This is a genomic window from Enterococcus sp. AZ071, from assembly GCF_050499065.1.
Classification (GTDB): Bacteria; Bacillota; Bacilli; order Lactobacillales; family Enterococcaceae; genus Enterococcus_A; species Enterococcus_A ferrettii.
Genome location: NZ_JBIPAS010000001.1, coordinates 3,619,924 through 3,641,089, shown reverse-complemented (window position 1 = coordinate 3,641,089; position 21,166 = coordinate 3,619,924). Strand labels below are relative to the sequence as shown.

The 21,166-nt window shown below is 39.8% G+C and carries 20 protein-coding genes and 1 riboswitch; of the genes, 2 read left to right on the top strand and 18 right to left on the bottom strand.

Annotation, left to right across the window (positions count from 1 at the left end):
- Positions 1 to 14: 14 nt before the first annotated feature.
- From glf to IGI49_RS17605, 9 genes are all read right to left on the bottom strand, one after another.
- The gene (gene glf / locus IGI49_RS17645; protein ID WP_429962750.1) at positions 15 to 1,115 is read right to left on the bottom strand and encodes a UDP-galactopyranose mutase; all 1,101 of its coding nucleotides are present in this window, start codon (positions 1,113 to 1,115) and stop codon (positions 15 to 17) included.
- 67 nt (positions 1,116 to 1,182) lie between these two features.
- Positions 1,183 to 2,646, bottom strand: a complete 1,464-nt coding sequence (locus IGI49_RS17640) for a helix-turn-helix domain-containing protein (protein WP_429962749.1) — start codon at positions 2,644 to 2,646, stop codon at positions 1,183 to 1,185.
- A gap of 436 nt (positions 2,647 to 3,082) precedes the next feature.
- The gene (locus tag IGI49_RS17635; protein WP_429962748.1) at positions 3,083 to 3,829 is read right to left on the bottom strand and encodes an ABC transporter permease; all 747 of its coding nucleotides are present in this window, start codon (positions 3,827 to 3,829) and stop codon (positions 3,083 to 3,085) included.
- Positions 3,829 to 4,695 (bottom strand): ABC transporter ATP-binding protein, encoded by an 867-nt coding sequence (locus tag IGI49_RS17630; protein ID WP_207702053.1) that lies wholly within the window; start codon positions 4,693 to 4,695, stop codon positions 3,829 to 3,831. The genes IGI49_RS17635 and IGI49_RS17630 overlap by 1 nt, the downstream gene beginning before the upstream one ends.
- A gap of 93 nt (positions 4,696 to 4,788) precedes the next feature.
- Positions 4,789 to 6,102 (bottom strand): sensor histidine kinase, encoded by a 1,314-nt coding sequence (locus IGI49_RS17625; RefSeq protein WP_429962747.1) that lies wholly within the window; start codon positions 6,100 to 6,102, stop codon positions 4,789 to 4,791.
- 11 nt (positions 6,103 to 6,113) lie between these two features.
- Positions 6,114 to 6,860 (bottom strand): LytR/AlgR family response regulator transcription factor, encoded by a 747-nt coding sequence (locus IGI49_RS17620; protein ID WP_429962746.1) that lies wholly within the window; start codon positions 6,858 to 6,860, stop codon positions 6,114 to 6,116.
- A 158-nt stretch (positions 6,861 to 7,018) separates the two neighbouring features.
- Positions 7,019 to 8,422, bottom strand: a complete 1,404-nt coding sequence (lacG, locus tag IGI49_RS17615; RefSeq protein WP_429962745.1) for a 6-phospho-beta-galactosidase — start codon at positions 8,420 to 8,422, stop codon at positions 7,019 to 7,021.
- 11 nt (positions 8,423 to 8,433) lie between these two features.
- Complete coding sequence (locus tag IGI49_RS17610; RefSeq protein WP_429962744.1) at positions 8,434 to 10,095, bottom strand: lactose-specific PTS transporter subunit EIIC; 1,662 nt, start codon at positions 10,093 to 10,095, stop codon at positions 8,434 to 8,436.
- A gap of 18 nt (positions 10,096 to 10,113) precedes the next feature.
- Positions 10,114 to 10,425, bottom strand: coding sequence for a PTS lactose/cellobiose transporter subunit IIA (locus IGI49_RS17605; protein WP_429962743.1), 312 nt, complete (start codon positions 10,423 to 10,425; stop codon positions 10,114 to 10,116).
- A 204-nt stretch (positions 10,426 to 10,629) separates the two neighbouring features.
- Here IGI49_RS17605 and IGI49_RS17600 point away from each other — a divergent pair, with 204 nt between their 5' ends.
- Positions 10,630 to 11,391: a DeoR/GlpR family DNA-binding transcription regulator gene (locus IGI49_RS17600; protein ID WP_429962742.1), complete on the top strand. Its 762-nt coding sequence runs from the start codon at positions 10,630 to 10,632 to the stop codon at positions 11,389 to 11,391.
- A 318-nt stretch (positions 11,392 to 11,709) separates the two neighbouring features.
- Here the strand turns inward: IGI49_RS17600 and IGI49_RS17595 are convergent, their stop codons facing one another.
- The 6 genes from IGI49_RS17595 to IGI49_RS17570 form a co-directional block, all read right to left on the bottom strand.
- Entirely contained in the window at positions 11,710 to 12,867 is a 1,158-nt protein-coding gene (locus IGI49_RS17595; RefSeq protein ID WP_429962741.1) for an MFS transporter, read from the bottom strand.
- Positions 12,868 to 12,959: 92 nt separating this feature from the next.
- Entirely contained in the window at positions 12,960 to 13,274 is a 315-nt protein-coding gene (locus tag IGI49_RS17590; RefSeq protein WP_429962740.1) for a carboxymuconolactone decarboxylase family protein, read from the bottom strand.
- Positions 13,275 to 13,288: 14 nt separating this feature from the next.
- Positions 13,289 to 13,702 (bottom strand): cupin domain-containing protein, encoded by a 414-nt coding sequence (locus IGI49_RS17585; protein WP_429962739.1) that lies wholly within the window; start codon positions 13,700 to 13,702, stop codon positions 13,289 to 13,291.
- A 14-nt stretch (positions 13,703 to 13,716) separates the two neighbouring features.
- Positions 13,717 to 14,229 (bottom strand): flavodoxin, encoded by a 513-nt coding sequence (locus tag IGI49_RS17580; protein ID WP_429962738.1) that lies wholly within the window; start codon positions 14,227 to 14,229, stop codon positions 13,717 to 13,719.
- A 95-nt stretch (positions 14,230 to 14,324) separates the two neighbouring features.
- Positions 14,325 to 15,206 (bottom strand): LysR family transcriptional regulator, encoded by an 882-nt coding sequence (locus IGI49_RS17575; RefSeq protein ID WP_429962737.1) that lies wholly within the window; start codon positions 15,204 to 15,206, stop codon positions 14,325 to 14,327.
- A 44-nt stretch (positions 15,207 to 15,250) separates the two neighbouring features.
- A complete protein-coding gene (locus IGI49_RS17570; RefSeq protein WP_429962736.1) occupies positions 15,251 to 16,231 on the bottom strand; it encodes an aldo/keto reductase in 981 nt (326 codons plus the stop codon).
- Between the two features lie 447 nt (positions 16,232 to 16,678).
- Between IGI49_RS17570 and dat the strand changes: the two genes are divergently transcribed.
- Positions 16,679 to 17,536 (top strand): D-amino-acid transaminase, encoded by an 858-nt coding sequence (gene dat, locus IGI49_RS17565; protein WP_429962735.1) that lies wholly within the window; start codon positions 16,679 to 16,681, stop codon positions 17,534 to 17,536.
- 44 nt (positions 17,537 to 17,580) lie between these two features.
- Here the strand turns inward: dat and IGI49_RS17560 are convergent, their stop codons facing one another.
- The 3 genes from IGI49_RS17560 to IGI49_RS17550 form a co-directional block, all read right to left on the bottom strand.
- Entirely contained in the window at positions 17,581 to 18,477 is an 897-nt protein-coding gene (locus IGI49_RS17560) for an LCP family protein (RefSeq protein WP_429962734.1), read from the bottom strand.
- A gap of 84 nt (positions 18,478 to 18,561) precedes the next feature.
- The gene (locus tag IGI49_RS17555) at positions 18,562 to 19,740 is read right to left on the bottom strand and encodes an FtsW/RodA/SpoVE family cell cycle protein (protein ID WP_429962733.1); all 1,179 of its coding nucleotides are present in this window, start codon (positions 19,738 to 19,740) and stop codon (positions 18,562 to 18,564) included.
- 4 nt (positions 19,741 to 19,744) lie between these two features.
- Positions 19,745 to 20,875, bottom strand: coding sequence for an FtsW/RodA/SpoVE family cell cycle protein (locus tag IGI49_RS17550; protein ID WP_207702067.1), 1,131 nt, complete (start codon positions 20,873 to 20,875; stop codon positions 19,745 to 19,747).
- Between the two features lie 109 nt (positions 20,876 to 20,984).
- Positions 20,985 to 21,153: riboswitch (M-box (ykoK) riboswitch) on the bottom strand.
- Positions 21,154 to 21,166 lie beyond the last annotated feature (13 nt).

Genomic DNA, 21,166 nt, shown 5'->3' with positions numbered 1-21,166 from the left:
TTAATGCATTTCTTTTAGGACTCTTTTGAGGCAAGGCTGAGTGCTTCATCAATTACCTGATGCATATCAAAATAGCGGTACATCCCCAAACGTCCGCCAAAAATCACCTGTTCATCCTGATCTGCTAATCGTTTATAGCGTTGATAAGTTTGCTGATTTTTGTCATTGTTCACAGGATAATAGGGTTCATAACCTTTTTTCCAAGTTTTTGGATACTCCTTGGTAATAATCGTTCGTTCCTGTGTGCCAAACTCAAAATGTTTATGCTCAATGATACGGGTGTATGGTACTGTCTTATCAATATAATTTACTACAGCATTTCCTTGGAAATTGTCAGTTTCCAGTATTTCATGTTCAAAGGTTAGAGAACGGTACTCTAGTTCCCCATAACAATAATTGTAATACTCATCAATCATGCCGGTATAAATAATCTTTTCGTAACCTGCCAACCATTTTTCTTTGTTTTTCATAAAGTCGGTACTTAGGTGCAGTTGGATATTCGGATGATCTAGCATTTTTTCAATAATCTGAGTATATCCACCTATAGGAATTCCTTGATACAGATCATTGAAATAATTATTGTCGAAGGTCAAACGCACAGGAAGGCGCCGAATAATAAAAGCGGGCAGCTCTGAACAAGGTTTCCCCCATTGTTTTTCCGTATATTCCTTAATCAAGGTTTCATATATGTCGCTGCCAACCAACGAAATAGCCTGTTCCTCAAGGTTTTCCGGCTCCTTATTATGAGGAAGGCGACTTTGCTGAGCAATTTTTTCTTTTACTTCCTTTGGTGTTTTTAATCCCCATAAAGCATAGAAGGTATTCATATTGAAGGGGAGATTGTACAGCTTACCTTTACTCAATGCAACGGGTGCATTGGTAAATCGATTAAATTCTGCGTACTGATTAACGAACTCCCAAATTCTTTTATTGGATGTATGGAAGATATGCGCGCCATATTGATGAACCTGCACACCCGCTGTTTCCTTGGTGTAAATATTTCCAGCAATATGTTCGCGCTTTTCCAGTACGGTTACCTTGTGACCCTTGGCTGCCATTTGACTGGCAAAAACCGCACCGAACAAACCGCTGCCAACGACTAAATAGTTTGTCATCACTTTTCCTCCCCAAATCATAATCACTAAACAACCTATCACAATTCAGTATGATTTTCTATAGTTTTTATCCAAAGTGATGATTGATGTACAACTGCACACGTTGAATGGATTTTTTTGTGGGGAAAATTTCCCAATAGAGAATTTTATCCGAATCAAAGTTCAGGTTTTCATAAATTCGGTCGGCAATTACCAAGCAAGTATCCTTTCCAACCGTATTGGTGACTACTAATTCGACCGCCAATTGCTGAGTTAAATTACGCTTGATAACTTCTATGTACTCATCTCCGAAAACCGAAAGAATACACACGGAAATCTGCTGGTTTTCTTTTTCCACTTCAATATACTGACTAATCAAAAATTTATAGCTCATCAACAAAAAAGTCTTATTCTTTAACAGCGAGGGTTCTTTAGCTGCCAACTCATCAAACATCTGCTGAACCTTGTAATCAAAACTCGAATTGGTGAATAAAGCAGCACTGAGATCCATTTCCATCAACACTCCTGCACCATGAAAGGTTAGAGCCTTGACATGCTTGTGCACCAGATTAGCATACAGCAAACCGTAATCCTTGGCTGATGGATAAACTGAGAACTGTTTATAAAACTCTGATAACCATTGATTTGTCAGAGTTCCAGCACGCAGCTGATGTGTTTGACAATAAAAAAGCATGTCGCCAATATTGTTATTATCAGAAAGATGGTATTCCTGAGAAAAAAGGAATATGTAAGCATAAGCCAGTTCTGCTTTGATTTGCGTTTGGTCATTTATCCGGAAAAACAATTGGAATAACGGTCTGACTTTTTTGTATAATTGCTGAAAATGCCAACTGTCCTGCAGCATTTCATGCTCTAAAATGACTGAGTCGACGTAATTCTTTTGCATAATTCTAGTAATGATTACACCTAAATCATTGGCTACCTTCTGCTTTTCTACGATGCCCAGTTGCCGACCGCGAACCTTTTCTACATATTTGATGGAGCGTTCAATAATTTTTTTGTTCACCTTAGGAAATGGCCAAGAGACCCCACTGCTGGAATGCCAGAAAAATTCTGAGTAGAAGAATCGAATTTGATGCTCGCTGCCATAAAGCTGGCCGCTGCTATTCGTACTGAAGTTCAAATCGAAGGCTTGAAGCGTCGGATTTAATGCTTGCATTTTTTTGTAAAGCGAATTATAAGAAATGAATTGTCTCTCTGCGAAATCCTTTAAACGAATTTCGCCATTGTGAAAGAGCGCCACCATCGCCTGATACTGAACACTTTCATCTAAATAATTCAGCAGAATACGATGGAGAGAAAAGTTCTCCTTTGCCTGTAAGTAAACATCGGCCCGCTCTTTGATTATAGCCGGTTCTTTTAGCTGCCAGTCATTAAAATCTTCTTGAATTGATTCAATCGAATGCAGGACAGTTCCCCTAGCTACTTGCAACAATTGGCTCAATTCATCAATCGTAACCTTTTCTCTATCATTTAACAGCGTCAATATCGCTACTTTCCGCCTGACACTTACATCTAAAAACTTTTTCAATTTTTAATTCCTTTCCATTCATTCAGGTTGTTAAGGCCTTAGTATAGAGAACAACGCATCAATCTAAAAAAGAAAACGACCGTTATATTTCAATATTTAGAAAAAAGATAGGTTTATCTGATAAAAAGATAAAATAATAGCAAAAATGATAGGAATTCCACTATTTTTCATAATTGTGGAGAATTATTATTATCTATTAACTACAGTAATCACCTTTCTCTCTTTCTTAAGACTAGTCGAAAATCATTTTTAGTCAATCCACAGAAAATCGCTTTGAAGTAAAATGAATGAGTGGATTTTGCTTAGCAGCAGCTTCTTTATTCTTTCAATCTCTTTACTTTTATTTATTTAAAAGTTATTTTACAAAAAAATATGAGTGGATTTTTATTGAGATAAAAAAACGACTGGATTATCTCCAGCCGCTTTCCCTGCTTAACTATTCTTGTTCAAATCCGTTTTTGCGATAATTTAAAACGAACAATACTGAAATGATCAGCAACTCACCAATTAAGACTAACCAGCTTTGAGAGGTCAATCCTTGGTTGGTCCCCTCAGCAAAGGATGAAACTAAGTTCCCTACAATTCCAGTATATAAAAATCCGCTAATCTTCTGAAAATTCTCAGCGATATTACCAAAAACCGGAACCATCATTAATACTAGTACAAAAATCGTACAAATATTGCTGGAGGACATTTGATTTTTAGCAAACAATCCGATCAGCATACCTAATACACAGCTGGTTAACCCAGCAATAGCTGTCACCAGTAAATAAAGACCTATATTAACTTCCCTTAAATTTATACCGCTCAGCAGCAGCACCAAAAGATTTATCAGAAAAGAGACTACAAAGGATGGCAGCACAGAACTGATAAAATATTCTGCTCCATTAACAGAAGAGGTCATCAGTGTCCGCAGAGTGTTTTTTTCCTTATCCTTAGCCAACATCGTTGCCGGCATCATCATGGAAACACTGGTTAAATTCATTAGCAGACCGAGATTCAATACCAGCGCAATCATAAACGGCGGCATCGCGGCTCCCTCTAAAATATTTTGATAAACAAAGCGCATAATTAAGGTTAATAAAGGAACCATACTGCCTGTGATAAGAAAGGTTTTGTTGCGGAACAGCTCCTTAAATTTGAAACGAGTTAATACCCCAATTTTTTTAATGGACAACCTCATCAGCTCAACTCCCTTCCTGTAACGGTTAAGAAGACATTTTCCAGCGTTGGTTCACAGGAATGAATCGATTCGACTAAATCGTCCGTCATCCATTCTGTTAATTTTTTCGTATTTTCAACCGTATGAGCTAAAGTAATTTTTTCCCTTGTATTTAGCAAAATACGGTACTGTTTCTTAGAATTATAGCGCAGACAAATCTCTTGGGGCGTGCCAAACTCAACGATTTTGCCATCATTTAACAGCGCAACATGGTCACACAGCTTAGAGGCTTCTTCCATATTGTGTGTCGTCAAGAAAATACCCATACCGTCTTTCTTAAGCTCCAGCAACAGGCGATGAATTTCAAGAGCTGTAGTCGGATCAAGTCCCGAGGTCGGTTCATCTAAAAACAATACCTTAGGCTGATGCATTACTGCTCGCGCCAATATTAACCGCTGACCTTGGCCTTTAGAAAGCTTCCCAGCCAATTGCTTTTTCTGTTCCACCAAACCAACCCGTTTCAGCAAATGATCAATCCGCTCCTTAGGCACATTCAGCAGCTGAGCAAACAACAGCAGATTTTCATAAACAGTAAATTCTTCGTATACTCCGCTGGCATCGGTCACTATTCCGATTTTTTCATAAATTTGTTCATTGATTCTTCGCGTGTCACTGCCCAATATGGTCGCTTCACCAGAGCTTTGAACCATTTGTCCGGTCACAATTTTAATTGTCGTAGTTTTTCCGGCACCAGATGGCCCTAAAAAACCAAGAATTTCGCCAGCAGAAAGAGTCATATTAATGTCTTTTAATGCTTGTTTATCAGAAAAAGCTTTCGAAATGTGTTTTAACTTTAACAATTCTTCCTTCACTTTTCTTACCTCCATCAGTTATTCCTTTAACTATAATCACTAATCGGATAAAAAAACGTTTTGCGTCCAAAAAAGACAGAAAACTGTCCTTTTTGGCAGTCTTCTGTCTTATGCTAGTTTAAATGTCAGCAGCTGAATAAATTCTTGTTTTTCAACCCGCGTCTCCAGCCAAATATCTGGATATTGACGGGTAATTTCTTTCAAATTGGTTAGTCCCAGACCGCGGTTGTCCCCTTTTGTGGAATACCCAGCTGTCCAAATACGCTGCAGGTCAATTGATTGACTGGTAACATTTTTGACAATAAAGGTTAGTTTTCCTTTCTCCTTCAGAAAGACAATTGTAACCTGCGGCTTCTTTTCCCAAGCAGCAGCCTCAATCGCGTTATCCATTAAAATACCGCCGCATCTCAGCAGGTCAGAGATTTCCATCGGAATCTTTTTTATCGGCTCCATGACTTCAATCATCAGCTGCACATTCATTTTTTCTGCCTGCATGACCTTTGACATAATCAGCGTCTTCAGCTCAATTACTTCAATGTTAGCCAACTGGTTCAATTGCTGCATGTCTAGCCGGATTTCTTTGTCCATCTGCAGCATCTTAGTACTGATAAATTCCTGAGCTGCCTTAATATCGCCTGATTCTACTTGCGCGTATAAACCAGTAGCAACATTTTTATAATCATGATGAATTTTTCGCAAATCCAACTGAATACTTTCCAACCGTTGCAGATACGCCTGCTGCTGCAATATTAAGGCTTCAGATTCTTTCAATCTTTGCTCTCTCAGGTATTCCCTCAACAAAAAGATATACACTGTAATCACCATGCTGTAGCTCAGAATATAAAGTGCTGTCACCAGTAGCGAATGATCATTTAGGAAAAAGATCATTTTAACCAGTTCGATCAAAATATTCAAAACGCTGACAATCAAGCCAATGATTAAAGCAAGTCTCGGATAATCCACAATGCGACGCAATACAAAAAAGACGCGCGTTTTGGACAAGATCCGATACAACAGCAAAATGAAACAGAAGACGATCGTTGTACCTAGAAAATTCATCACCACTGGAGAGGTACCAGGAGCAATCGCTAGAATAATCGCTTTGTAGATACTATTGAAGATTAAGGTAACCAACGTTATAAAAATAGCTAGAAAGAATATGATTCGCCAATCTACCACCTTAAAAATGTACTGATGCAGCAATAAGGAAAGACCCGTTCCCACGCCAGCTTGAACCAAAATGTAAGCAGCTAATGGCAAATCAGCTAGCGCATACGTCAAAAATGCCAAAAGGACAGACATGAGCAAATACAACAGCCAAGTAAATGGATTCTTACTTTTTTCTTTGAATACAAAATAAACCAATAGGTATTCTAAAATAAAATTAGTCATAAAGATGTACGTTAAGATTCCCATACTCATTAAAAAGCTGATTATTCTTCACTCCCTTCGAAATAACTTCGCAGCAGCTTTTTACCAGCCCGCGACATTAGACAAACCGATCCATTTTCCATAATTACGGTATTATCAGAATAATTAACCTGCTGAATCTTACTTTTTTGTACTAAATAAGAACGGTGAATCTTCAAAAATTTCTCCGAAAGCTGTTGTTCAATTTTCTTTAATTCTCCTCGGAATTCTAATAAGCGGCTCTCAGTATGGAGAACCACTCGGTGTGCTCCTACGGTTTCAAAGAATAAAATACTTTCCATTGGCAGCTGATAACTGGCATCAGCAATTTTTACCGTATAATAACTTTGCGAATCCCCTAGCTCCTGAGTTAACAGCTGCTGGATATCTACTAAACACTCCATTAATTGGCCATTTAACTTCTCGGGAGCATCTTTATATAAATAACTCATTGCTTCCAAACGATATTTAAAGGTTTCAAAAATCAGCTCTTCATGGGTCGTTATAAAGATTAGGAACCCTCGCGTATCCAGTGCACGCATTTCCTTGGCCAATGAAAACCCGTTGTATTCTTCATGCTTTAAATCGACATCAAAAAAATAAATCGAACGCATCGCATGGGATCGGCGGTGCGCAAGAACTTCTTTAGGATCGCCAGTCACCAAAACAATCTCCATATCATAATCATGAATCATGATGAGATTCGAAATAATCTTTTTCAGGTATTCCCGTGTTTCTTGGACATCGTCACAAATATAAATAGGTACCATACTTCATCCACTTCCACTAAAGGTATATCTCAGTTTAGCATTACTTCCTAATCGTTTCCACACCATTTTCCAATATCGTTTCAATGAACCAAAAAAAGCTAACCAGAAGTACAAATGAACTCTGATTAGCTTGATTTAACTGGTTTGAGCCGTTTTTTCTAAGATAGCTGTCCGCTTTGACTCATTTTCCGATACCAATACGCACTTTCTTTTGGATAACGCGCCTGTGTATCAAAGTCAACATAAAATAGCCCATAGCGTTTGGTATACCCATTCGTCCAAGAAAAAACATCCATTAAGGACCAGATAAAGTAGCCCTCTACCTTAACTCCCTTTTCAACAGCATTTAAAATAGCCTGTAAATGTAAACGAACATAATCAATTCTGGCTGTATCGGTTACTGTCCCATCAACAAGCTTGTCTTTATCCCCCATGCCGTTTTCGGTCACGTACAGCTTGTTGTAATTAGGATAACGTTCTTTAACGAAAACCAGCATGTCCTCTAGCCCTTGAGGATAGATTGGCCAATCCCAATCGGTTGTCGGAATCGCTGGATTGTTTACTCGTTCTCCAACACCCTTTAATGCAAAGACGCTGCTGCCCTTCTCCCCAGTCCCATTGTGATGAATTTGTGATTCACCTGAATAAGCCTGCAAGAAATGACTGGCATAATAATTAATTCCCATAAAATCGATCTGCTCTGCAGCAAACTGTAAATCCTCAAACTCTTGCGGTGTGGTTCTCAATTCTCCTTGATTTTCGGCTAAAATACCAGAAATAATCGACCAAGTATCTTCCGAGTAATTCCCCTTAAACGTGGCATCTAATAAGAATTGATTTGCTAGAACGTGCTCTTTTAACGCCGCCAATTTGTCTGCTTCTGAGTCAGAGATTGGGTACTTAGACTCTAAAATGTGTACGATCCCAATTTCACCCGATTGTCCAGACTGTTTGAATTTTTTCACGACTTGAGCATGAGCCACCATCATATTGTGCATAGATTGAATCGCTTTAGGCAAGTCGTATTGTAAATTAGGAGGAAAATGCCCAATAATATATTGTCCAGCAACTACTGACCATGGTTCATTGATCGTAATCCAATAGTTCACCTTACTGCCATATTCCTGGAAGCAAAATGCAGCAAATTCCACGTATGCGGCAGTCATTTCATTAGACAGCCAATCCCCTTTTTTAAATAAAGGTACTGGTGTATCGAAATGATGAAGGGTAACAAACGGTTCCACACCATTTGCAAGACAGGCATCAATCAATTGATGATAGAAGCTTACACCTGCCGGGTCTACTTCACCAGTTCCTTGTGGAAAAATCCTCGTCCAAGCAATTGAAATCCGAATACCATTGATCCCGAATTCCTTGCACAAAGCTAAATCTTCAGGATATTTATGGTAAAAGTCGCTGGCAGTGCTAGGATCGAATACTCCTTGCTCAGCTAAGTAATCATCCCAGTAATTCTTTCCTCTTTTTCCTTCATTGACTGCCCCTTCTGCTTGATAAGCAGCTGTTGCGGCACCAAAGATAAACTTTTTCGGAAAATTATGCATCTAATTCCTCCTTAGGCTAAACTTTCAAAAACAAAGTTAATGGCTTGTTCAGGGGCTCTTGCTAAAGCAACGTATTCCGCCCCCGTTGTTGAGACCGCCTTGGTTCCTTTACCAACGGTTTCTTCTTGCAATTCCTTCAGCATAGAGGCCATTTGCGGCGCCAAAACAATTAAATCAAAATCACTAATTAAGTCCTTGTGCTGGCCATAAGCCATCGCAGTTGAATCCACTTCTACACCTTTTTCCTTTGCACCTTTTTTAATCGCATTTGCCAGCATCGAACTGGTTGCCCCATTGGCACAGAGTACTAAGACGTTCTTTTTACTGCCTGCTTCTTTCATTACAGAAGCCACTTCTTGAGCCACTTGATCTTCGACAATTTGGATTTCTTCGTTCGTTGATTCTTCGCTACTTTCTTTGGCAACTAATTCATTGTCATAGGCTTTAAAGAATGGGAAGTAGATCAGAAAATCTACAACTAGCAAGACCGCCATCAATACAATAGCTAACCCAGCAAAACCAGTTCCCATGATTAACCCTAAAGGTCCTGGTGTTGTCCAAGGCAAGTTGTAAATAAACCCATTCATTCCTAAGAAATCAACAAAGAATTTGAATAACCAAACATTCACGATCGGCGCTGCGATGAATGGAATAAAAAAGATCGGATTTAAGACAATTGGGGCACCAAACAACATTGGCTCATTTACCCCAAATAGTACCGGAATGGATGATGCACGTCCGATTGTTTTGAGCTGCTTGGATCTAGCTAGAAAAGCAAACATTAACGTGATGACTAGCGTAGCACCGGTTCCTCCAAGGGTTGCTACAAAGTATTGCGTTCCCTGAGACAAAATATTCGGTGCATGTTCGCCAGCTTGATAGAGATGCATGTTCAATTCAACATTGGTAATATAAATCGCAGATACTGCTGGTTCTACAATCGATGGGCCATGGATTCCAACAAACCAGAAGAATGCCATTGCACCAAAGATCAGTGCTAAGCCAAGATATCCGTCAGCAGCACTAAAAATTGGCTGGAATACTTCGATAATTTTTTCTGAGAATCCAGCTCCAGTAAGATTACGGAAGCCTAAATCGAATAACCAAAAGAAAACAGTCGATAATGTAATAGGAATAAGATCTTTAAAGGTTTGCGAAATATTTCCAGGAACTTCCTCTGGCATTTTTACTGTAATATTATTTTTTACACAGAAACGATAAACATTCGGTACAATAAATCCAACAACAAAGGCAGTCAATAGACCTTTTGTTCCCATGAAACCAGTGGAGAACCCACCTTCAATTGGGTCAACACCAATAATAACAAACCCGATAATTGCTGCAACCATAGTTGAAGTGCTATTGATTTGATTCGTTTTTGGCAATTTATTATTGAAGTTTTCAGTTAAACTTTTGGTAACCGTGGCTGCCATCAGCAGTCCCAGAATTCCCATTGAGCCGTTATAAGCTTTCATTAGAATTGTTTCAATCGATGTATCCCAGTGAAATCCAAATGCATTGGGTACATAAGCAACTAAAATGAAGAAGCTGGAAAAAAGAATGACTGGAATTAAACTGATAAACCCATCGCGAATTGCGCGAAGGTAGGGATTATTAGAAATTTTTTCAAAAATAGGTTTCATTTTCTCAATTCTATTAACTATTGCTTTCATTGATTCCCCTCCTAATCGTTAAGCCTTTTTATAGATATTAAATAGATGCTTGATTGTATCCTTCAGCAGCATTGTTGTCATCAGATGATCCTGTGCATGTACCATGATAAAACCAACTTCGATATTCTCTCCACTCGCTTCAGCAGCTAACATTTGCGTTTGTGATTTATGTGCCTCCATCAAGCTAGCATGGGCCTGCTCAACGAGCTGATCAGCCACTTCAAAATTTCCTTGCTCTGCTTCATCAAGCGCTTCCATTAATTTTGATCTCGCTTCTCCTGCAAAAGCTACTACTTCAAAACCAACCATTGCTGCTTCTTCTCTATTCATTTCTTTTCCTCCTCAATTTAGGAACACTTCATGTTTGATGATGTTTGTTTGTGTTCTTTATAAACATATAATATAGTGAGTAACGGCACTTGTCAACAGGTTTTTGTTGAACGGAAAAACTAATTGACAAACAACTCCAAACAACATATGATTAAAACAAACATTTACGGACAAACAGTATCTTATATAAAGGAGTTTAGTAGAATGCTGAAGGAAGAACGACAAAAGATCATGCTAGAATTACTAACTGAAAAAAAAATTGTAAAAGTAGCTGATATTACTGAAAAACTTCAAGTGGCTGATATGACCGTTCGAAGAGACTTTCAAGAATTGGAAGATAAGGGATTAATCATTCGAATTCATGGTGGTGCTAAAATTCTGGATAAAGATACGTTAACCTCTATTGAACTAAGTCACCGAGAAAAGAAAAAAATCCATTTAGAAGAAAAAATTGAGATTGCTCAAATCATTGCTGAAAATATTTCCACTGGCGAAACTATTTTTTTAGGCCCAGGAACCACCATTGAACTGGTCTATGATTACTTAACCGTAGACTATGCCAAGATAATTACCAATTCTATCCATGTCTTCAATAAGTTTAAACATGATTCTCGTTTTGAATTGATTCTGATTGGTGGTGCTTATCGAAGTAAAACTGGGGCTTTTGTCGGAACCATTGCCAACGATTTCATTTCAAGTATTCATGTCCAAAAGAGCTTCATTGGTGTGAATGGATTAAATCAGACAACCATTTTCACTTCTAATGAAGATGAAGGCTTAACACAAAAATATGCCCTTAATAGCGCCGAAGAAAAATTCATCATCGCAGACCATCATAAATTGGATAAAAAAGATTTTTATGGCTTCTACAAATTGGAGGACATTGATTGGCTGATTACCGATGCAGGGATTTCGACTGACAAAGAACGAACCTTTGGTAAATGGATTCATATTCTAAAAAAATAATTTAAGAAAAATTTGCTCCAAAATAAGTAATTAAGTGAACAACAGCTAACTGATAACTGAGTAGTTTACCTTGCTTTTAATAGTATATCTCACCAACAAAAAAGCCCGATTTCATGGAGATGAGACGGGCTTTTTGATGCGATTGATTGTTAACTTTTTTCTTTTGATATACTCATTTTGATTCATGGTTCTAAGTAGGGGCTGTTAGTCTATGCTTAGGTCATTTTTCCTTTTTGGACGTTTGCTCTTCCATAGTTGATGAAGCAGATAATAAAAAAACAGCCCCTACTTTATATCTAACAAGCTTACTATATGTTTTTAGTTTTCTTCAGGTGCAGATCGCGTTTCTTTCCCTTTGAAAACTATTGCTCCTACTGCTAGCAGAAACATCACAATGCCCTCACCAATAAATAATCCAGCATTTTCTAATACAGGAAATATCCGCTGAAATAAGGCAATTGTAACAGGAGCAAAGGCTGTCCCGAGATTGAAAGCTATTAATAAAATAGATGTGTTTTTTTCTGAATGAGCGACTTGCTGATTGACTGCATTAAACAAGTAGGGAATAAAGGTGCGAAAAGATAATCCGCCTATCACAGCCGCTAATGAAGCTGTAAACATGTCTGAAGCTGCAGCTATCAGAAACATTGCCAATGCTAAACTGGCAAAGGCCGTTGGTAGCGTCCAGTGCTTTAGCGAAACTACTAAACGACCAAAGATGATTCCAGCAATCATGGCTCCTAAACCTACTAAGGCTAATAGATTGCTGCCATCAGTTGCATCGCCGATTCCTTTGTCTAACAGTAAAGAAGTAATTTTTACTGCCATTGACATATAGATTGTGACCACAATTGAAAGCAATACAACATATCCCCAAACAGCACGGGTAATTTGGTCTGACTTTACATGGATTTTTTCCTGTTGACTTGCAAAACTTATTTTGGGAACAAATAGGGTAAACAGTATCAGTATTGGTAATGCCAAAGCATAAACAAAAAAAGAAGCGCGCCAATCAATCAATAGTAATTGTCCTACTGAAAAGGTCATTAGCATACCGCCAATTCCTTCAAAAGAACTCTGCATGCCAATCACAGAAGATAGCTCTCTTCCTTTGTAAAGATTGCCGGAAAATGAATAGAGCAGCGGATTAAACAAGCCGATCCCTACCCCAAACAGCAGCCGACTAATAAACAACAAGCTAAATGATTTCGTAAATACTGGCAACACTCCTGCAATGAAGACTAGAGCAAGTCCCAGCTGAACCGTCTGCTTATAGCCAATTCTGCGAGCCAACTTGTGACTAAAAAGAATCGTCATAACAATCATCAGGGAAGGAATTGTCGTCAATAATTCAACCAATGTATGATTAATTGCGGGATAGTCAGCCATGATTGCTGGAACATTGCCAGCAATCGCTCCTCCTGAGACAACTAATAATGAAACAGACAGCAAGGCCGTTTTAGTTAATTTTTGCATAATCTCTCCTTTAGTAACTCTCCCCAGCATAAACGAGCAGTGCTAAAAAAATTCACGAACCAGCGAACCAGTTCGTGAAGGGTATAGCTCTATTATTCACCAAAAATTTCTTTTGCCAGCGTAAAGGCTGACCATGCTTTAGGCCATCCCGCATAAAAGGCTAGGTGGGTAATTAATTCTACAACTTCATCTTTCGTTACACCATTTTGTTTAGCGATAGTCAGATGCGCCTCCAACTGAGGGGCCCCCATTGCTAATAAAGCTGAACAAGTAATTAAACTGCGGTCATGAGCCGAAAGCTGTTCCTCCCGATCCCATACTTCCCCAAATAAAACATCATCATTTAACGCTGCAAATTGCGGTGCAAACTTACCTAATTGATCTCTTCCTGCTGTTTGTTTTGCCATGCTTATTCACTCCTTTATTTTACTAATTGATCGTATAACTCATCAGTGACTGGTTCCAACCATTCTGGAGTACCCGCAGTAATTGCGAGATGTTCAAACCAACTATCTTTGGCCGCACCATGCCAGTGCTTCACTCCATCGTGGGTAACAATCACATCCCCTGCTTTTAGGGGTTGAGCAATTTTTCCTTCTTCTTGATACCAGCCTTCACCACCAGTAACCAGCAGCAACTGGAAGCCGTCATGATGAATGTGCCAATTGTTGCGGCAGCCAGGTTCAAAGGTTACATTACCGACCCCCACCTTTATATCTGGGTCGGCCACTAATGACTGCAAATAGCTTTGACCGATAAAATAGCGCGCATAGGCATCATTTTTTTCACCGACTGGAAAGATAACTCCATTTTTTACTTCTTCGTGTTTTGCCATCCTGCATTCCTCCATTATTCTTTGATAGTTGTTAGCCAATTCTTAATTGCCGTATCGGCGCGGTCCACTCGGGAACCGCGAATTGGCAAGCCTGCTTCTATGATTGCTGTAGGACAAAGCTGCTTCAGTTCCTCTACACTACTGCCCATACCACTGCCCTCGTGAGTGCAAAATGGATAGATTGTTTTGGCCTGCCAATCGTTGTCTTGTAAAAAGGAAACCACAATTTGGGGCAATCCACCCCACCAGTTTGGATAGCCTAAAAAAATCGTTGCATAATCCGCTAAAACTAAATTGCTCTTCAGATAAGCAACAGGTGTGCCCTGCTGCCTTTCAAGCTCTGCCTGTTTCGTGGTTTCCTGATAATCATTAGGATAAGGAATTACCGGTTTCAGCTCGAATAACGTGGCACCAGATGCTGCGGCAAGCTTCAATGCTGCGGCTTCAGTATTACCCACCACTAATTCTTCCATTTTCCCACCAACAAAATTTTCTCCTCGCCGAGAAAAATAGATTACTGCCTCCATAGTAAACACCTCCTCTATAAGAAAAACGCTGTAAGATGATAACTTCATCCTACAGCGCTCTGGCTTATTCGTCTAATACTTATTGAATCATAGTGCTATACTTGAAAAGCATAGTTAAAGCGACGAATCAGTTCTTCAACTACAGGTGTGTGAATTCGTCGTTTCCACACCAGCACACCATGGGTTTTCAATGCAGGCTCCAAAGGAACAAAACTAAATTGCTGAATATCCCGGTGAGCCGTTGCACCTTCAATCGCCAAAGCAGAGCCTACTCGATTTTCTACTAAAGAGAAAATATTGAAGATTAAATTATACGTTCCTACCACATTTAATTCCTCAAAGGGAGCACCTAACCATTGACTAATCAATTCTTGAACTTCTTTACGCGAAGAAGTCAAAAGTGGTATTCCTTTTAAATCCACGGGAGTAATCGACTCCTTTTGAGCTAAAAAGGTTTCTTTCGAGACCAAGAGTCCCCATTTTTCCTCCCGTGGAAGGATTAAGGATTCATAATCGCTCCTATCAATCGGCTCCAACAGAAGCGCCAAATCTAGTATCCCTTTATCCAATCGATCAGATATATCTTCACTTGTTCCCGTCACTAAATTAAAGCGAACCTGAGGATAATCGCTAATAAATTCTTCAATCATCATAGACAAGGTATCAGAATTATCTGCCTCGACACAGCCAATGGAAAAGCTGCCGCTTAGCTGTTTATTCTTGTGGTCGAGAAAGGCCTGATCCAGTTTATCATTCAGCGATAGGATCTCCTCAGCCCGTTCCTTCAAGAAAATCCCCTCTTCAGTTAAAGAGAGTTGGTTATTGGTTCGGTGAAACAACGCAACACCTACCGATTCCTCTAGCTCCTTAATCTGCCGACTTAAAGTAGGCTGAGTAATATTCAATAGTTTAGCTGCTTTTGAGATATTTTTTTCCTCAGCAACAGTCCAAAAATAGCGCAATAAACGTGTCTCCATCCTCAGCCTCCTTGCTTTTTCTTCTATTATAACAGTCTTTTGAACTAAATTGCTCCAACTACCTCATGCGGCAAGTAAGGCGCTTCTAAAAATTTCACTTCTTCTTGAGTTAATTGCAAATCCAAGGCAGGCAAAGCATCCAGCAGATGACTTTCTTTAGTCGCACCGATGATTGGTGCAATCACTGGTTCTTTTTGGAGCAACCAAGCTAGAGCCACCTGCGCACGTTTCACCTGGTGCTTCTCAGCAAGTTCAGCAACTCTTTCGACAATCAGTCTATCCTGCTCCTCGGTTTTATCATATTTTGAGCGAGCTGTTTTATCAGTCAAAAAACGTTTAGTACTGGCATTCCAATCACGAGTTAAGCGTCCAGCTGCTAACGGACTATACGGTGTCACTGCTATTTTTTGGTCCTCACACAAGGGCAGCATTTCTCGTTCCTCTTCCCGGTACAACAGATTCAGGTGATTTTGCATTGAAACAAATTTTGTCCAGCCATTTTTATCTGCGACTGCTTGAGCCTTGGCAAATTGCCAAGCATACATTGCTGAAGCGCCAATGTATCGAACCTTTCCAGATTTCACCAGGTCATGCAAAGCCTCCATTGTTTCTTCAATCGGCGTGTTGTAATCCCAACGATGAATAATGTATAAATCTACATAATCCATTTGTAAACGTTCCAGACTCTGATCAATCTGATGAAAAATTTCTTTGCGAGAAAGCCCACCACTGTTAGGTGCATCCTTCATTGTAGTGAATAATTTGGTAGCAACCACAATTTCGTCTCGCTTGGCAAAATCGTTCAAAGCCTTTCCAAGAATGCGTTCACTTTCACCATAAGAATAGACATTCGCCGTATCAAAAAAGTTAATCCCCAAATCCAGTGCTTTTTGAACAACTGGACGACTGTCCTCTTCTCTTAATACCCACTCATGAAAGCCGCTGTCAGGATCTCCAAATCCCATCGTTCCTAAACACAATGGTGAAACATCCATTCCAGTATTGCCAAATTTAATATAGCGCATCTTTATCCCTCATTTCTATTGATTAAAAGTAGTGTACTCCTTGAAGTGCACTCTAAGTCAACAGAAAATTTACTCTGCTGTCATTTGACTGCTCATTCAAAAATTTGATCGTCTGCTAGAAGGCTAGCAGCGATTGATGTTTCCGCATTTCCCATTGACCTTCTTTCATGATTAATTTATCATGATATAAATAATATCAGTACGCTACTATTAACCAAGCACCTTCATGGAAAAAGGGCTGCTTTTAAAGACTAACTCTATCACCGTTATTTTCATTAGTTCTGTCTTTACCTATCAATAGAACTACCCCATTTCTACAATTATCAAAGAACACTAAAATTTACGTTGCATTATTTTAACTGACCAACGGCTTTTAGTATCGTCTTAGTTGTTTATGAATACTATCAAACGTTCGCGTATACACTAAAAAAGAAAGCAGGGAAACAGATGAAAGTTATTTTAAATGGTCAATTGGTTGACCGGAAGGATGCTAAGGTGGATATCGAGGACCGGGGGTATCAATTTGGCGATGGAATTTATGAAGGATTTCGAGTGTATCAAAGCTGTATATTTACCTTTGACGAGCATATTGCCCGTCTGTTTCATAGTGCTGAATTGATTGACTTGGAGATTCCTTATACTAAGGAACAGCTGAAGGATCAATTAACTGAATTAATCACTGCCAATCAATTAGGTGATGGAATGATCTATTTACAGATTTCTCGCGGCACTCAAATGCCGAGAAATCACGTGTACTTGCCTAGCAATGAACCAGTTTTAATGGCTACTTCCATGGCAGCACCTCGTGATCCTGCCTCTTTTGAAAAAGGCATTACTGCGATTACAGCAGTAGATGATCGCTGGCTGCATTGTGATATTAAAAGTTTGAATTTATTAGGCAATGTCCTAGCAAAAAATCAAGCTGCTAAAGCTGGTGCTGACGAAGCCATTTTGTATCGGGATGAATATCACGTAACCGAATGCTCTCACTCCAACGTCTTCATTGTCAAAGACAATACTCTGATTACTCACCCGGCAAATAATTTTGTTTTAAATGGGATTACTCGGCAAACCATCTTGAAGCTGGCAAAGGAAAATGATATTGCTGTCGAAGAACGAGTATTCAGCTTAGCAGAGTTGAAGCAGGCCGATGAAGTCTTTATCTCCAGTATTATGGCTGAGGTAACACCTGTCACTACCATTGATGATGAAACGATTGGCAATGGTACTCGTGGTCCGCTATCAACAGAATTAGAACAATACTTTGTTGCAGAAATCGAGAAAAACTGCGGCGTAGAACTATAAAAAAACTTCCCTCTGCCGATTTTCAGTGGCAGAGGGAAGCTATTTTATTTTAGAAAATCAGCAATCGCCTGTTGATTTTTATCCAATTGTATCTCCAGTACACTACCAGCTGGAGTATCATCATTGTAGCTCCAGCTATCCTCTATTGGAATAGACAATGTCTCCACTGGCTTTTCAACCCCCTTAATGAAGTCCAATCCGCAGGCAATCAATACCGTGTTAGGAATATTGGTATCCATGCTGCCCATCAGCTTACCAATAGTCTTTGGTAACTTCATTAATGTGGTGATACCTTTAGACTGCTCACATAAAGCCTTTACTACCTGCTGCTGGCGTGTAATCCGACCAAAATCTCCCTCACCATCACCACGGTAACGAGAGTATTGCAGCAATGTGTTGCCGTCCATTTGTTGTTTTCCCTTTTCGATAGTCACACCATCTAATTCAAAGGATTCTTGAGCATCTATCGTCACCCCTTTGGGAAACAAATCATTGATGCAATCGACAAATTTATCAAAGGTCATACTAATATAGTAAGGTGTTTTTACCTGAAAATTATCTTTTAATGTCTCCTCAAGCAAGGGCATACCACCGTAAAAGTAAGCGGCATTGATTTTGTCCTTCCCATATTCAGGAATGTCCACATAGGAATCTCGCATGATTGAAATCAATTTAGGCTGCTTAGTCCGGCGATTGTACTGGCCAATCATTAAACTATCGGAGCGGCCGCTTTCTTCATCAGGCCGAGCATCCGATCCGACTAATGTGAAGTTCACTATCTCCGGCACCCCCGCAGGTACGGGAAGCTCTGGCGCTTCCTCTTTGACAGTCTTCGTCTTTTTTTCAGCTGTGAAACCCTCGAGAAACTCAAAGGAGACAAAACTGACTGCTGCAACTAGGAGCATAAGAACCAAAATCGTTGCTTTTTGTCCCTTGTTCATCATTTATTTCCTTTCTATTTGAAGGGAAACTCTCGCTTGCCAAATCACTGGTCCTCTATTATGATAAGTCAAACTGAGAATTTCTTAGTTTATCTTTTTTGGGGTCGATAGAGCTGCCACTCTTCGGCCTTTTTTTGGCTTTTCCATTCCTAGGACAATTCCCAGTCCAACACACACTGTGATCATGGAGGTTCCACCCTGACTCAAAAAAGGCAACGGAATACCCGTTAACGGCAAAATTCCAATGGCTGCACCGATATTTTCTACTGTCTGGAATAATAAGGCAAAAACCAAACCTACTGAGAAATATAAGCAGCCGCGATTATTGGTTTGAATTCCAGCCGTCAGCATCTGATAAAATAGATAGAAATACAAAAACAGAACACCGCTGCTGCCAATAAACCCAGCTTTTTCTGCAATAACAGTAAAAATCATATCTGACTCACGTACGGGAACATAGATGGAGACCAATTCACTAGGTTTTCCGGCAAAACCACCCGCTGCCACGGATAGCATACTGCGAACCTGCTGGAAAGAAATCGAATCCTGATACTTGAAAGGATCAATCCAGGCCTCCACTCGATTCAGTTGGTACTCTTTAAAATGTAGAGTTTGCAAGATTACTCGTCCCCACTCAGTGAAGACAAACAACAGCAGACATCCCCCCAACATTGCTAATGTTCCTGCTCCAGCTAATAAGATCCGTTTATCTACACCCACTACAATAAACAAAGCTGCCAAAACACAAATAAACACTAAGCTGGTTCCAAAATCCCGTTGCATGAACATCAACAAAAAGGTTGGTAAAGCAATGGCCAAACTTTTTATTATATACACCCCATCCTCTTTCAAGGAATGCGGCCGACCTTCTTTTTCGTACTTCAACGTAAAATGTACGAGCATTAATATAAAACTGATTTTCACCATTTCTGAAGGCTGCAGCGACAACGGTCCGATTCGCAGCCAACGTTTAGTTCCTGTCAACAGATACATTGCTGGGTCATAATACCATTGCAGCAGCAACATGATGCCTAAGGAAAAACTATACCAAATAGGTGCAAACTTAACTAAAAATTGAAAGGGAATCCGTCGCATAATCAGCAACGCTCCAAAAGCTAACACGCTAAAAATCAGCTGCTTAAAAATGACTGGCTGAACGGCTCGACCATCCAGCAAAGCTGCCTGATATTGTACCCAAACACTTAAAATGAGAAGTAAAAAGATCGGCAGCAATAAGGCATCATTCCACTCTTTGCGCTTCACTTCTTCACCTCCTTTCCCTAGCTGAGATATTCAATGCAACCCCAAGACTGACCGAAAGAATCATATAGCTGGTTCCACCATAACTGAGAAAGGGTAATGGAATCCCCGTCATAGGAATTAAACCTAGTGTGCTGGCTACGTTAATACTCGTCTGCACCAGCAGCAAAGTCCCAATCCCCATGACGATTAATGCAGCCTGATGATTTTGGCAATGGGTGCTCAGCCAAAACAGCCGCAGACAAATGACAAACAAAAGCAGAAGCAAAAACAAGGCCATAATCATCCCTAATTCTTCGACGATAATTGAGAAAATAAAGTCGGTTTCTGCTTCCGGCAAATAACCATTTTTGGTGATGCTATTGCCGATTCCCCGACCAAAGAATCCGCCATTATACATGGCATAATAGGAATTGCTCATTTGATACCCTGTTCCATTGACATCAGCAAAGGGATTTCCCGCAATCGCGATTCGTTCATACACATGTTGAAACAGGTGTGGCAGTAAATCATGACTCCCCAGCAGCAGCACAATTCCAGCAGCTACCAACGCGCCAACTACCGCTGCAAAGCCTAGAATCAGTCCAACATCGACTGGAATCGCCGCTGCCCAGAAAAGAACTCCTGCCACAAGTAACAGAATCAAGGCTCCAGTTACTTTAGGCTGAATAAAAACCAGCGTTGCCAAAAACAGAGTAACTAAAATGGGCGCCCGCAATTCTTTTTTTGATTGCAATGGATTACGAAAGTAATAGCTTAAGTAAAAAATTAGAGCAATATTAGCCAATTCCGAAGGCTGAAATTGAATCCCGAAAATCGAAATCCAGCGCTGAGCCCCATTCACCGTTACTCCAAAAAGATGTACCTTCACCAGCAGCAAAAGCAAGGCCGAACAACCTAAAAGAATTTGGGCTACTCCTAATTTCAGAAAGTGCTGCAGTTTAACAGAATAGGTTAGAGCTAACGCGCCCCAGCTAAGAATTACGAAGACTAGCTGGCGATAAAATAAACTTCGAGGATTCGCACCGGCGATCATGAGTCGATAAGAACTTGCGCTGAAAACCTCTAAAAGACCGATGATAGACAGGACGGCATAAGGTCCAATAATCCACCAATCGATCTTTTTTACATTTTGCATTGCTTCACCTCCCTTCGACAAAGTTAGGTGAAAGCGAGCGGTTATTTCTACTAGTTTTAAAATTCATACAAAAAGGTCAGAAACCTTTTCGAACAAGAATTCTGACCTAGTGTCATCTCATCGTCCGAGTTTTAGCACTATACAACGTAAAGATTCTCATCTTAGCTATTTTGGAAAAAGCCTTAATCCGACAATTCCTGTTTTACCCATTGGCATCTTTCGATGTTTCTGAGCAATAGCTTATGTTTGTATAGGAGCCTCACCTAACAAGTTATATTGTTTTATTTTCAC